Consider the following 13635-nt stretch of genomic DNA (forward strand, 5'->3'; position numbering starts at 1 on the left):
TATTATATAAAACTTTTAAATATTGTAGAACGTAGTAAAATTTCAAGTAACAATAGCATACCTGACAACAGTAATAATGGGCGGTATTTCTCTTCGTAATTATAAAATTTAAACTCTTCTATATCTGTTTTTTCCAGTTTATTAATTTCTCCGTAAATTTCTTCTAGTTTCTGATTATCGGTAGCTCTAAAATACTGCCCTCCAGTTACGTTAGCAATCTCTTCTAAAAGCGCCTCGTCTATCTCTACTTGAACACGACCGTATTGAAATGTTCCATTTGGCAAAATTCCTATTGGAGATAATGCCATACCGTTAGAACCTAATCCAATTGTATAGGTTTTAATACCAAATTCCACGGCCATTTCACTAGCAATTTTAGGGTCTATAAAACCGGAGTTATTAACTCCATCGGTAAGTAAAATAATTACTTTACTTTTTGCTTTACTGTCTTTTAATCGATTTACAGCAGTTGCTAATCCCATACCAATTGCAGTACCACCTTCTATAATATTATTATACTTAATATCTTCTAGAGAACGGATAACAATTCCTTTATCACTAGTAATTGGAGTTCTTGTATAACTCTCTCCGGCATATTCTACCAAACCAATTCTGTCGTTTGGACGCTCTTTAATAAAATCGGCAGCAACCTCTTTTAAAGCCTCTAAACGGTTAGGTTTTAAATCTTTTGCCAACATACTTGCCGAAACATCTATTGCCATTACAATATCGATACCTTTTGTAGTATTTGTTCTAGACGACACATCTACAGTTCTAGGTCTTGCCAAAGCGGTAATTAATAACGCTAATGCCAACAAACGTAAAGCAAATAAGAGATGTTTTAATTTTGGCAACCACGAATTAGTTACTTTAAACCCCTTAATACTTGACATTTTAAGCTCGGCATTTTGCTTATTCTGCTTAAAAAGATACCATACCAATGCTATTGGTAACAATGCTAGCAACCAGAATACTTCTTTGTTTAAAAATTCTATACCCTCAAACATTATTCTGCTTTATTTAGTTCTACGGAATTTACAATACGCTCTGCCATTTCTTCGGCATACACATCGTCGTTTTTCCATGTAATTATAATTTCTTGTAATACATTATTTGCTGTAAAATGAAGCATGATATAATGTCCAGCGATATAGTTATCTGAATTCGCCAAAGGAATATGTCCGTTTCCATACGTTTTTAAACCTTCTGCCCCATTTGGTGTTGTAAACTTATCGCGTTTCACCGTTATATCTGTTACTTTATTAAGCTCGAATTGCTGTATAGCACGTTCTGAAGCTTCATTTAAGTCTATTGCTGCTGGTTTTTGCTGTGGCTGCTGACCACCTTGTTGTGCTTGTGGATTTTCTGGCGCAAATTTTTGTGTAGTAACATTTACACTAAACGCATCAGACATGGTGCCGAAACCAAACTTAGTAACCTGAATTTTTTCTTTCAATTCATCTGGAACAGGACTTTCTAAACGCATTAACACTTCTGGTGTTGTTATGGTAATTGGAGGAAAACCATAAGAACTTTTTACCCACTGTCCTTCTAATAACTGTTTAGTATCGTGACGTAAAATAGTGTCTTTGGTATAATTGAAGCCATATTTCATAGCAAATCCTGCAAATATTAAAGCAATTAAACCAAGTCCGGCAGCTATAGAAATCATGATTTTCTTACGCTTCTTTTTACGCGCTTGTTCTTCTTTATACTGCTGGTTTAATAACTTTTCTTCTTCATCTGGTTCTGGAAGGACTTCCTTAACATGATCAATTTCTAATGCAATAGTTTTTTTATCTAATGCAGCTAACTCGACGTCTGGAGCAGATTTAGCGAACTTTACTAAATCGGCACGTTTTAAAATACTTTCAATATTTTTAATAGTCTCTTTACTAAAATCTATTTGATTACCTTCTTTTAGTAATTGTAAACGGCTTATTAATTGATCGGTGGTACTTTCTAGAGCCTTATCGTAAACCTTTTCATCTAAATATTTACGAAGTACTAATGTCAATTCAGAATAATATTCTTTAATTTCTGAATGTGCTAAAAACTGACTATCATCTAATTTCTGAAGTGCTAATTTTGCACGTTCATAAGGTGGTAATAATGCAATCTCTTCTTCCTCTGTCAATGGTTTTTTACGCCATAAAAACCAGTATAAAATAGCACCTAATATGATTAGTCCTAATAAAATATAAAGTGGTAATCTCCACCAGTTATTATTCTTTTTCTCGACTTGTATGTACGACTTTACATCGTAAAGTCCTTGCTTGGTAGAGTCTACAACAATGTCTCTAATTTCAACCTTTAAAGAATCGGTCTGAAATGTTTGATCGCCAATTACAATTTTCTGAATCGGAATAGCATACTGTCCAGAATCGAATTGCGTTAAACCATATTTCTTAATTAAGTTGAATTTAGCATCACGCTTAGTTGTATCTACAGGATACGAATGTATCATTTCTAAAGGCGCAAAAGTTTGTCCTTCTGGAAACACGACTAGCTTAGTAGAATCTACCTCAACTTCAATTTTATATGTAATTTGCGCGCCTACTTTTACTGAAGTAGAATCGATTCCTGATGTTATATCTTGTGCATACGAATAGCTCGAGAATATGCTGAATACAATTAGTAAACATAAGCTATTCTTGAAGCGATTCGATATTGGGAATTTAAAAATTTTCATAAGTTATTTAAGATTATCATCTGCGTTTAAAATAGCCAAGTAATTTTTTCACATAACTTTCGTCTACACGACAATCTATAGTTCCAGCTCCAGATTTTGCAAAACTGTCTTTATAATAGTTTACTTTTTCTTGATAATATTTACTGTAATTTGTTCTTACCGTTTTAGACGATGTATTGACTAACATTAACTCGCCAGTTTCCTCGTCTTGCATATGTACCATACCTAAATTTGGAATACTTTCCTCACTCTTATCGTACACGCGAATTCCTGTAACATCGTGACGTTTAGCTGCGATTTTTAAAGTCTGCTTATAATCGTCTGAAATGAAATCTGACAGCACAAAAACAATTGCACGTTTTTTGGAGACACTCGATAAAAACTTAAACGCTTCAGCAACATTAGTTTGTTTACTTTTTGGCTTAAATTCTATAAGTTCACGAATTATACGCAATACATGCGAACGGCTTTTCTTTGGCGGAATGTAAAGTTCGATGGTATCTGAAAACAACACCAATCCAATTTTATCATTGTTTTGGGTTGCCGAAAATGCTAATGTTGCGGCTATTTCTGTAACTACTTCATTTTTAAATTGCTGTTCTGTCCCGAACCATTCCGATCCAGAAACATCAACCATAAGCATCATAGTTAACTCACGCTCCTCTTCGAACACTTTTATATAAGGCTCGTTGTAACGCGCGGTAACATTCCAATCTATATTTCTAACATCGTCTCCAAATTGATATTGACGCACTTCACTAAACGTCATACCACGACCTTTGAAGGTAGAATGATATTCTCCTCCAAAAATGTGATTAGACAGTCGGCGTGTCTTAATCTCAATTTTTCGTACTTTTTTAAGTAATTCTTTAGTATCCATTTTTCCTCTTTCCCAACCCTCTCTCCATTGGAGAAAAGATTTTAAAATTTAAAATTTTATTCACCCTTTTAAAGCCCTTCTTTCTATGAAGGGTTTAGGATGGGATTATGGTACTTCTATTTCATTTACAATCTTAGTAATGATATCTTCAGACGTTACATTTTCGGCTTCAGCTTCATAAGTAATTCCAATTCTATGACGTAACACATCGTAAACAACGGCACGAACATCTTCAGGAATAACATAACCACGACGCTTAATGAAGGCATAACATTTAGCAGCTGTAGCTAGGTTAATACTTCCACGAGGCGATGCTCCAAAAGAAATTAACGGCTTTAAATCTGCTAATCTATATTTTTCTGGGTAACGTGTTGCGAAAATAATATCAAGTATATATTTCTCAATTTTCTCGTCCATATACACTTCACGAACTGCAGCTTGCGCTCTTATAATTTGCTCTACAGATACCACAGGATTTACGGTTTCGTAAGTTCCTCTTAAGTTAGCACGAACAATAAGTTGCTCTTCATCTAACTTAGGATAATCGATAACAGTTTTCAACATAAAACGGTCGACTTGCGCTTCTGGTAACGGATACGTTCCTTCCTGCTCTACTGGGTTTTGTGTTGCCATTACCAAAAATGGCTTATCTAAAATAAAGGTTTCATCTCCAATAGTTACTTGTTTCTCCTGCATCGCTTCCAGTAAAGCCGATTGTACTTTTGCCGGCGCTCTGTTAATCTCATCTGCAAGTACAAAGTTTGCAAAAATTGGACCTTTTTTAATCGAGAAATCGTTCTCTTTAATGTTATAAATTAATGTACCAACAACATCTGCAGGTAATAAATCTGGAGTAAACTGTACACGGCTAAAACTACCATCGATAGCCTTAGACAATGTATTAATCGCTAATGTTTTTGCTAATCCAGGAACCCCTTCTAAAAGGATATGCCCTTGTCCTAATAACCCAATAAGTAAACGTTCTACCATGTGTTTTTGCCCAACGATTACTTTGTTCATCTCTAACGTAAGTAAATCTACAAAAGCACTTTCTCTTTCAATCTTTTCGTTGATTGACTTAATATCAACTGTACTGGTACTATCCATATTCTTTGTTTTAAAACTCTATTTTATTCAGCATTTTAACGCCTTGCAAATTGTTAAAATTTTCCGTGTATAGCTGTTAATAATTGGTTAAAAATTAAACATTATACAATAATTAAGATTTAAGGTGATAAAAACAAAATATATCAATTAAAAACCTTGACATTTATACAATAAACAACACAAACATCCCATTTATTAAAGTGTATTAAGTATTTTTATAGTTGAATTTACACCTATTAACAGCATAAAATGAATACTAAAATAGCATTAATTACAGGAGCTACAAGTGGAATTGGCCGTTCTACTGCTCACGAATTTGCAAAACACCATATAAAACTAGTCTTATGCGGACGCCGAAAAGACCGTTTAGACATTGTAAAAAAGGCCCTAGAAAAAGACACCGATGTACACACCTTGTGTTTTGATGTTCGAAATAAACAAGCCACTATGGATGCTATTAATTCTTTACCCGAAGAATTCTCTAACATCGATATTTTAATTAATAATGCAGGTAATGCTCACGGTTTAGACCCTTTTCAGGATGGAGATACCGAAGATTGGGATGCTATGATCGACATAAACGTAAAAGGACTTTTATATGTTAGTAAAGCCATAACACCTAAGATGATAGCTCGTAAATCTGGACATATTATTAATATAGGTTCTTCTGCCGGAAAAGAAGTTTACCCAAAAGGTAATGTATACTGCGCAAGTAAACATGCTGTTTTAGCCATAACCGAAGGTATGCGTATAGACATGAATCCGCATGGTATAAAAGTAGGAGCAATAAATCCTGGTTTAGTTGAAACAGAATTTTCTCAGGTGCGTTTTAAAGGCGACCCAATAGCTAATACAGTATACAAAGGCTTTAATGCTTTGCAACCCGAAGACATTGCCGAAATTATTTACTTTGTAATTAGCAGACCTTACCATGTTAATATTGCAGATTTACTCGTGTTCCCTACCGCTCAAGCCAATTCAACGATAGTAAAAAAGGATTAAAAATGATTAATAAACGTCTTCTTATAAAAAACCTATTAGCGCATAACGACGAAAATAGTTTTTACGATAAAAAGCGTAAAATTAATATTAGCGAAAAAGAAGGGAAAGCTAAGTTTTTAAAGCATGTGTGTGCACTCTCTAACAGCAACCCTAAAAACAATTCGTTTATTGTAATTGGAGTTGAAGATGATACGAATGAAATTATAGGCGTAGACTTCTTCGACGATAGTAAAATTCAGAATTTAATAAACGCATACCTCACTAATCCGCCTATAGTTCAATACGAGAACATTCCGTTTCCGCATTTACCAGGTCATAAGGTGGTTGGGTTAGTTACCATACGATCGAATAACAAAATTACATCCCTCCGAAAAAATATTTGGAAATATTACGGCGGTTCGGTATTTTTTAGAGACGGGAGCATTAGCATGCCTAAAGCTTTCGACATTGAACTTAAAGATGTAAACTCTAAGATTGTTGAAGCCATAGAAAATCATGCGCAAAACAACATAGAATACACCTTAAATGGCGTGTTCGACTTTATGAATTCTAGAAAGGATTACAATCCTGAATATCTTGTTTTTAAAGAATACTTTGTGGTGTGTTGGGCCGGACAACGAAAAATCGTAAAAAATAACATTTACTATTCTAGAGTAGATATTGAACTGATTAACGAACAGGTTAGATTGTTTTTTTCAACCTTAGACGAAGTTTCAATTAGCATTACCGAAGACTCTTTTAACATTATTGAGTATGTCCATTTAGGACTTCAACAATCTTATAATTACTACCCTTTAGAAGAAACTATTATCAGTTTTAAAGACAATGCGAGCTACCAAATAAACACCAAATTATTGTTTGAGCCACCGCAATATGACAAGAAGGTATTGCACCATATTTACAACAGCAATAATACTATTCTCGAAAAATTAAAAAAAGGATTTTCACTTAATAAATCCGAAGAAAAAGATATTAAAAACTTACCCGCAACTTACCTGTTATGCTACCTTAATGATTTCCCTGAATCTTTGAATAAACTTGAAGAAGCCAAGCCCTACCTTAAATCCTACACCTTAGAAGTTTATCTCCTTTACAAAGAAGCAATGCGCATCCTAAGAAAAGTAAAATACAGTTAGAATTTAACTATACATTATTACATACCATTTATGTAATTTTTAGTACCAACTATATAAATAAGATAAATCAATCCCTATTAAGCAATATATTTGTTGTGCTATTAGTCATTATCATAATATTAACCTTATTTCTCCCAATAAAGATTGGCATTGAAATTAAGGTTATTTATTAGAAAAGAAACCACCTATTTTATAGGTGGTTTTCTTTTTTTATGTTCTAAACAGAATTATTTTCCGCCTTCTAAAATATCTTGCCATTCTAACAGTTTTTTCCATTGTCCTTCGTAAGCTAATTTTGCTTGCTCTGGCCATGTCCCTGGATTATGAACCTTAAAGGCTTCGCCTCCTCCATTTAACACCTCTTGACATTTAGCTACCGATGTTTCAGAAAGTGCTTTCCAAGTTGTAATACCTGCATTAAAAAATAATTGTTCAATTTTTGGACCAATACCTTCAATAATTTTTAAATCGTTTTCTTTAATTAGTTTTCCAAAGATGGCTTTAGCTTCTGCTGCATTAAAGACTAATAATGGTGCACTCATGGCGGCTGCCATTCTACTATCTTGCATTTTTAACGCACCTAGTTTAGAGTTACACGCTTTTAAATCGGTTTCTAATTTTGAGATTTTACTTGTATACAATGTTTCGTCTACCTCTTTAACGCTCGATTTTCCAAGAAAATACCCTAACAAAGCACAAAGTAGGCCTACAATTGCTGGAATTAATATACACATATTCATAATTTATATTTTTTAAGTTTAAACGTTTTTTAATTTAATATTACTATAGTTCTTCTATTCTTAGCACGACCGTCTTCTGTATCATTATCTGCGATAGGCTCTGTTTGCCCTTTAGAAAGTGTTGTAATTTTACTTTCAGGAATATGATTTCTTATAAAGTAAGATTTTGCAAAATCTGCACGCTCCTGCCCTAAGACCACATTACTATCTGCATTACCAGTATTATCTGTATGACCTACTATGGTTGTTGTAGCACCTTCAACTTTATCTAAATACCTAGAGATTTTAGCCACTTTTTCACGTTGTTCTGCAGATAAACTTATAGATGCTTTTGCGGTATCGAAATACATAACTAATGGATTCGCTTCAATTTCATCTTTAATTAATTGTAAGGCATCTAGATGCGAATTATCGCTTTCATCACGTGTAGAAATGGAGTAGTTTTCTGGCCCGTAATACACACTATCTTGATCAGGAATCATGCTATCTTGCAATGTTCCAAACGTGTCAATCTGTTGAGAAGAAATACCTTTTGAAACATAGTAATTTTTAACAGCATTTGCTCTTGCCAAACCTAAATTTGGAAATGCAGAGTTATTAGTTTCTTCACTGGTGTAAAGTCCCGTAATCCCTATAGTTTTTAAAGGATTGGCGTCTAAATAGACTTTAAGACTATCGATTGCATTTTCTACACTACTAGAAATGGGTGTAAGAATAGTAATTCCCGACGCTTTAAAATTAATGTTATCGTTAACATTAAGTTTTAAATCTCCATTAGAATCATTTAATAGAAACGGGTTCATAGTGGCCGCTTTAGGTTCTACAACCACAGGTTCTGCTACAATTTCTTCCTGGACACAACATGTTGTACAGAGGTTACAATACAAAATTGTTCCAAGAATGATGGTTAACAAAATACCCAATAGGTAAACTGCTTTTTTGCTCATTGGTTAAAGGTTTTTAAATTAGTGACCCTTAAGGTATTGAATTTTTATGTAAGTTTTTTCAATAAAAAAAAAGTAAATACTTAACTGCATATTTTTAGACCATAAATTGAATAAAAAAATGCATTAGAAACTAAAAAAGCACCTTTCATATTACTGAAAAACGCTTCTCTTTTAAATAGATATACTCATCTATAATTCAAATTTTATACCTTGAGCAAGTGGTAAATTTGTCGTGTAATTTATTGTATTTGTTTGTCTACGCATATACACTTTCCAAGCATCGGAACCTGACTCTCGTCCGCCACCAGTTTCCTTTTCGCCTCCAAATGCACCACCAATCTCAGCACCGGACGTCCCTATATTTACATTTGCAATTCCACAATCGGAACCATTTACAGATAAGAATTGTTCTGCTTCTCTAAGATTATTTGTCATAATTGCCGACGACAAGCCTTGTGCCACAGCATTTTGAATTTCGATAGCATTACTAACATCTCCAGAATATCTAAGCAAATATAGTATAGGCGCAAAAGTTTCATGCTGAACCATTTTATAATGAGGTTGAGCTTCTACTATTGCTGGTTTTACATAACATCCACCTTCGTAACCTTGTCCTTCAAGAACACCTCCAACTACAACACTCTTTCCGCCTTCTTTTTCTACAGCAACCAAAGCATTTTCATACATTTTGACGGCTGCTAAATCGATAAGTGGCCCAACATGATTCGTTTCATCTAATGGATTTCCAATTTTTAGTTGGTTGTAGGCTTTAACTAGAGCTTCTCTAACTTGATCATACATGCTTTCATGAATAATTAAACGTCGTGTAGACGTACAGCGCTGTCCACAAGTACCAACAGCTCCAAAAACCGCCCCAATAACAGTCATTTTTATATCGGCATCTGGCGTAACAATTATGGCATTATTTCCGCCTAACTCTAAAAGCGATTTACCTAATCGTGCCGCCACATCTTGAGCCACAATTTTTCCCATTCTTGTGGAACCTGTTGCCGAAATTAAAGGCACTCGCACATCTTTTGTTAATAAACCACCAACATGCTGATCGCCATATATAACATTCGATATGCCCTCTGGAAGATTATTATCCGCAAATACTTCGGCAGCAATATTTTGACAAGCAACACCTGTTAATGGTGTTTTTTCACTCGGTTTCCAAATACACACATCGCCACAAACCCAAGCCAAAGCTGTGTTCCAAGCCCAAACAGCTACAGGAAAATTGAAAGCTGAGATAATACCTACAATACCTAACGGATGGTATTGCTCGTACATACGATGTCCAGGACGTTCGGAGTGCATGGTTAACCCGTGAAGTTGCCTTGATAATCCCACGGCAAAATCGCAGATATCTATCATTTCTTGAACTTCCCCTAATCCTTCTTGATAACTTTTACCCATCTCGTAAGACACGAGCTTCCCTAAAGCCTCTTTTCTCTCACGTAATTTATTACCAAACTGACGTACAATTTCTCCTCGCAAAGGTGCTGGAGTTGTCCGCCAAACTTTAAATGCATTTTGTGCAGTTTCAACAACTTTTTCGTAATCGTCTTTAGTAGTAATTTTTACAGAACCAATATATTCTCCATCAACCGGAGAATAACTTTTAATACTTACATCACTACTTGAAAAGTTGTTTTTTCCAGTAGACGTTCCTTCATTTGTATTTTTAACGCCTAATTCTTTTAGAACGTTTTTAATTTTGAATTTAGCAGCAACCGATTTCATTTTGTAGTTTTTATAAATTACACCATCTATTTCTACTAAGATACTAATTTAAAAACGCTTTATATCAGACAGATACAATAAATAAAAGCTAACATTTTTAACGTGAAGTGCTCAGTAAATATTTGAGAATCTATACTAACTACATACTATAATTTGATGTAGAAACATCTTGATTTTTATACATACCACTCCAAGAGAACGGACTGTTCTTAGAGTCTAAAAAAGCTTACCAAAACGATTAAAGATAGACACTTCGGAAGTGCTAGAGAGATATTCCTTTCTCCTATTTTAAAATTATCAGTAAAGATGAAATCTCTAGATTAACGCAAAGTAGCCCCTTTTGCTGCCCACCACGGACGAATTTCTATTTCTAATCGGCCAGCTTTCACCATTGGATCTGCATTGGCTAGACTATCGGCTATCTTTTGAGTTGGGACATTATAAATGGTTACACCTCTAACCTCTCCATCATCACCAAAACCACCAGAAATATCTGCATAGCCCAAATCGTACATTTTCTTTAAATAGTCTAAATGTGCTTCTTGCAATTGTTGCGCCTCTTCTTCATTCTGAGTTCTTACAGCTCCTCCTTTTAAAAATGCTATAAAATACTGTTGCATTAAAACAGTGTCTTTTGTTTTTTTATCTACAAAATCGTAGGTCTCGAAACCTTTGGCTGTTAATTCGGCTTTAATTTCATTGTAACTTTTAGGCGCTGTTTTAATTTCGTCATCTAAAATTATAGAATCTGCTTTCACGGTCCCTTCTACCGTATCGACTGGCTTAATCGATGTATTTATAGGGGTTTGATTTGTTTCGTTCTTACAGCTTAATACTACTACGAAGCTTAATAACACAATAATATATTTCATTATTTCCAAGTTTTATAAGGTTGTTTACTGAGTTGCGAATTATAATATCTCACCTCTCCAGTAACTTCTTTTCCTAACCAAAGTGGCTTAGAAATGATTTCTGTAGGATGACTCAATTCTATTTCGGCAACTATTAATCCGGCATTATCTCCAAAGAATTCGTCAACTTCAAATACATGTTGATTCATTTTAATTTCATAACGAATTTTATCTATAACACCGTCTTCACATAATTTAAGAAGTGCTTCTGCATCTGATTTTTCGATAGCTTTCTCCCATTCGAAACGCTCTAAACCATCTTTAGTCGATTGGCCTTTTACGGTTAAAAATCCTTCATTTCCTTTTACACGCACACGAACCGTTCGTGCTTTATGTGTATTTAAAAATCCCTGTACGATTTTAGTATGTTTATAAGCTTCAGCTTTAAAAGCATCAGACTTTACTAAAAATTTACGTTCTATTTCTATCATATTTTATTGCAATCTCTTTTATTTTTTCTGAAGGAATACGCTCTAATTCATATGTATGTTCTGCCAACCAAAGCATGGCAGACACAATGGTTTCAGATTCTATAGGTTTGTATTTATTCAATTTACCAATAAATAAAGGCGATAGCAATCTCATTAAAATCTTTCCTAAATATTCCCCTAATCTAAACTCGTTTCGACCACCAACTATTAAAGATGGTTGAAGCATATAGGTATTTTTAATTTTTAAAGATAACACAACAGCTTCCATTTCACCTTTAGTTCTATTATAAAAAACTTTACTTTTGGCATCTGCACCTAATGCCGAGATACATATAAAGGTCTCTATATTATTTTTTAGACATAGGTTGGCTGCAGCAAGCGGAATTCCATAATCAATGTTATGATATATGGCTTTATTTGGTGTTTTAGACTTCGTGGTTCCAATACAGCAAAACACCACGTCGGCTAGAAACAACGTTTTGTAGTTATCTAACTCGAATAAATCGATAAGGTATTCTGTAATTTTAGCGTGTTTAATGCCACAAGTGGATCTACTAAATAACACGATTCGGCTATAACTCCTATCTTTTAAAAGTGCTTGCAACAAGTTCCCTCCTGTTAAACCCGTTGCACCCAATACGATAGCTGTTTTACCCATAAGTTTATATTTTCTTGAATAAAGTTATTTAAATTTGTTGAATAGTATACAAAACACATTGCAATAAACCATAGCAATGTACCACTAAATTATGGAGTCAGATATTCCGTTAAGAAAAATAATTCATGTTGATATGGATGCATTTTACGCATCTGTAGAACAAATGGATTTTCCCGAACTTAAAGGAAAAGCTATAGCTGTTGGCGGCAGTGAACAACGTGGAGTTGTAAGTGCTGCGAGTTATGAAGCTAGAAAATTTGGAGTTAAAAGTGCAATGAGTGGTGCTCAAGCCAAACGTAATTGCCCTGAGTTAATTTTTGTAAAACCCAGATTTGACCGCTATAAAGACATATCTAAACAGATACGGAAAATATTTTTTGATTATACCGATTTGGTTGAACCACTTTCGCTCGATGAAGCTTATTTAGATGTAACCGTAAATAAAAAAGGAAACCCTAGCGCTTCGCTTATTGCTGAAGAAATTAGAAGCAGAATCTTAAAAGAAGTGGGGCTTACGGCATCTGCAGGAATATCTATTAATAAATTTATTGCTAAAGTTGCTAGCGATTACAACAAACCAAACGGACAAAAAACTGTAAATCCTGAAGATGTATTACCTTTTTTGGAAGCATTAGATATTCGGAAATTTTACGGCGTTGGAAAAGTAACTGCCGAAAAAATGTATCAACTAGGCATTTATACAGGAAAAGACTTAAAATTAAAATCGCTTGAATATTTAGATTCCCATTTCGGAAAATCTGGACAGTACTATTATCATGTGGTTCGAGGCATTCATAATAGTGAGGTAAAACCCAATCGCATTAGAAAATCGCTTGCTGCCGAACGTACTTTTAGCGAAAATTTATCTAGCGAAATCTTCATGTTAGAAAAACTAGAACTTATTGCCGAAGAAGTTTCTAAACGATTAAAGAGAAACAAAGTAGCAGGAAAGACCATTACACTAAAAATTAAGTACAGCGATTTCACATTGCAAACACGAAGTAAAACCCTACTCTATTTTATTAGTGATGCCCACCTTATTATGGACACGGTTAAAACGTTACTAATACAAGAAGAATTAAGCAATTCTGTAAGGCTATTAGGCATTTCTATTTCCAATTTAAACACAGAAAAGCAAGATAAAAAACTAGAACAGAAAAGTGTAAGCGTACAATTGCAATTTAAATTCTAGATTAAGCAAAGTTACCATACAATTGCTATTATTCATATTAAAGCGTAAAGTCTAAATTAACAATTCTTAAAAAATAGTCATTTCGAATATTGAATTATTAATTTAGAATAATTCTTATTAAAGAATATCCACCAAATAAGTATAGATTTAAAATTATTCACAATTCTTTTATTTTTATTTGTACTAAGTCTAA

General features: G+C 34.0%; 13 protein-coding genes. 3 read left to right on the forward strand and 10 right to left on the reverse strand.

Annotated elements, in window-relative coordinates:
• Positions 1-2: 2 nt before the first annotated feature.
• From BN863_RS16945 to BN863_RS16960, 4 genes are all read right to left on the reverse strand, one after another.
• Positions 3-1007 (reverse strand): vWA domain-containing protein, encoded by a 1005-nt coding sequence (locus tag BN863_RS16945; protein WP_038532596.1) that lies wholly within the window; start codon positions 1005-1007, stop codon positions 3-5.
• Positions 1007-2692 (reverse strand): hypothetical protein, encoded by a 1686-nt coding sequence (locus tag BN863_RS16950; RefSeq protein ID WP_038532598.1) that lies wholly within the window; start codon positions 2690-2692, stop codon positions 1007-1009. The genes BN863_RS16945 and BN863_RS16950 overlap by 1 nt, the downstream gene beginning before the upstream one ends.
• Before the next feature lie 16 nt (positions 2693-2708).
• Complete coding sequence (locus BN863_RS16955; protein WP_038532599.1) at positions 2709-3572, reverse strand: DUF58 domain-containing protein; 864 nt, start codon at positions 3570-3572, stop codon at positions 2709-2711.
• Positions 3573-3677: 105 nt separating this feature from the next.
• Positions 3678-4679, reverse strand: coding sequence for an AAA family ATPase (locus BN863_RS16960; RefSeq protein ID WP_038532600.1), 1002 nt, complete (start codon positions 4677-4679; stop codon positions 3678-3680).
• Between the two features lie 249 nt (positions 4680-4928).
• Between BN863_RS16960 and BN863_RS16965 the strand changes: the two genes are divergently transcribed.
• Both BN863_RS16965 and BN863_RS16970 read left to right on the forward strand, forming a co-directional pair.
• Positions 4929-5681: an SDR family NAD(P)-dependent oxidoreductase gene (locus tag BN863_RS16965; RefSeq protein WP_038532602.1), complete on the forward strand. Its 753-nt coding sequence runs from the start codon at positions 4929-4931 to the stop codon at positions 5679-5681.
• A 2-nt stretch (positions 5682-5683) separates the two neighbouring features.
• On the forward strand, positions 5684-6817 hold the full coding sequence (locus tag BN863_RS16970) for an ATP-binding protein (RefSeq protein WP_038532603.1): 1134 nt from the start codon (positions 5684-5686) through the stop codon (positions 6815-6817).
• A 227-nt stretch (positions 6818-7044) separates the two neighbouring features.
• Here the strand turns inward: BN863_RS16970 and BN863_RS16975 are convergent, their stop codons facing one another.
• The 6 genes from BN863_RS16975 to BN863_RS17000 form a co-directional block, all read right to left on the reverse strand.
• Positions 7045-7557 (reverse strand): hypothetical protein, encoded by a 513-nt coding sequence (locus tag BN863_RS16975; protein ID WP_038532604.1) that lies wholly within the window; start codon positions 7555-7557, stop codon positions 7045-7047.
• A 29-nt stretch (positions 7558-7586) separates the two neighbouring features.
• The gene (locus tag BN863_RS16980) at positions 7587-8504 is read right to left on the reverse strand and encodes an OmpA family protein (RefSeq protein WP_038532605.1); all 918 of its coding nucleotides are present in this window, start codon (positions 8502-8504) and stop codon (positions 7587-7589) included.
• 189 nt (positions 8505-8693) lie between these two features.
• Positions 8694-10250 carry an L-piperidine-6-carboxylate dehydrogenase gene (gene amaB / locus BN863_RS16985; RefSeq protein ID WP_038532606.1) on the reverse strand — a complete coding sequence of 519 codons (1557 nt, stop codon included), beginning with the start codon at positions 10248-10250 and terminating at the stop codon, positions 8694-8696.
• Positions 10251-10570: 320 nt separating this feature from the next.
• Complete coding sequence (locus tag BN863_RS16990) at positions 10571-11122, reverse strand: YciI family protein (protein ID WP_038532608.1); 552 nt, start codon at positions 11120-11122, stop codon at positions 10571-10573.
• Complete coding sequence (locus tag BN863_RS16995) at positions 11122-11592, reverse strand: CYTH domain-containing protein (RefSeq protein WP_038532609.1); 471 nt, start codon at positions 11590-11592, stop codon at positions 11122-11124. The genes BN863_RS16990 and BN863_RS16995 overlap by 1 nt, the downstream gene beginning before the upstream one ends.
• Positions 11573-12250, reverse strand: a complete 678-nt coding sequence (locus BN863_RS17000) for an NAD-dependent epimerase/dehydratase family protein (RefSeq protein ID WP_038532611.1) — start codon at positions 12248-12250, stop codon at positions 11573-11575. Before BN863_RS17000 ends, BN863_RS16995 begins: the two co-directional genes overlap by 20 nt.
• 91 nt (positions 12251-12341) lie before the next feature.
• Between BN863_RS17000 and dinB the strand changes: the two genes are divergently transcribed.
• On the forward strand, positions 12342-13442 hold the full coding sequence (gene dinB, locus BN863_RS17005; protein ID WP_038532612.1) for a DNA polymerase IV: 1101 nt from the start codon (positions 12342-12344) through the stop codon (positions 13440-13442).
• The last annotated feature ends 193 nt before the right edge of the window (positions 13443-13635 follow it).

The organism is Formosa agariphila KMM 3901 (assembly GCF_000723205.1).
GTDB classification, from domain to species: domain Bacteria; phylum Bacteroidota; class Bacteroidia; order Flavobacteriales; family Flavobacteriaceae; genus Formosa; species Formosa agariphila.

Excerpts from the sequence above, each read along its gene's own strand:
- BN863_RS16945 (WP_038532596.1), bottom strand. The coding sequence starts at position 1,007 with ATGTTTGAGGGTATAGAATTTTTAAACAAAGAAGTATTCTGGTTGCTA.
- BN863_RS16950 (WP_038532598.1), bottom strand. The coding sequence starts at position 2,692 with ATGAAAATTTTTAAATTCCCAATATCGAATCGCTTCAAGAATAGCTTA.
- BN863_RS16955 (WP_038532599.1), bottom strand. The coding sequence starts at position 3,572 with ATGGATACTAAAGAATTACTTAAAAAAGTACGAAAAATTGAGATTAAG.
- BN863_RS16960 (WP_038532600.1), bottom strand. The coding sequence starts at position 4,679 with ATGGATAGTACCAGTACAGTTGATATTAAGTCAATCAACGAAAAGATT.
- BN863_RS16965 (WP_038532602.1), top strand. The coding sequence starts at position 4,929 with ATGAATACTAAAATAGCATTAATTACAGGAGCTACAAGTGGAATTGGC.
- BN863_RS16970 (WP_038532603.1), top strand. The coding sequence starts at position 5,684 with ATGATTAATAAACGTCTTCTTATAAAAAACCTATTAGCGCATAACGAC.
- BN863_RS16975 (WP_038532604.1), bottom strand. The coding sequence starts at position 7,557 with ATGAATATGTGTATATTAATTCCAGCAATTGTAGGCCTACTTTGTGCT.
- BN863_RS16980 (WP_038532605.1), bottom strand. The coding sequence starts at position 8,504 with ATGAGCAAAAAAGCAGTTTACCTATTGGGTATTTTGTTAACCATCATT.
- amaB (WP_038532606.1), bottom strand. The coding sequence starts at position 10,250 with ATGAAATCGGTTGCTGCTAAATTCAAAATTAAAAACGTTCTAAAAGAA.
- BN863_RS16990 (WP_038532608.1), bottom strand. The coding sequence starts at position 11,122 with ATGAAATATATTATTGTGTTATTAAGCTTCGTAGTAGTATTAAGCTGT.
- BN863_RS16995 (WP_038532609.1), bottom strand. The coding sequence starts at position 11,592 with ATGATAGAAATAGAACGTAAATTTTTAGTAAAGTCTGATGCTTTTAAA.
- BN863_RS17000 (WP_038532611.1), bottom strand. The coding sequence starts at position 12,250 with ATGGGTAAAACAGCTATCGTATTGGGTGCAACGGGTTTAACAGGAGGG.
- dinB (WP_038532612.1), top strand. The coding sequence starts at position 12,342 with ATGGAGTCAGATATTCCGTTAAGAAAAATAATTCATGTTGATATGGAT.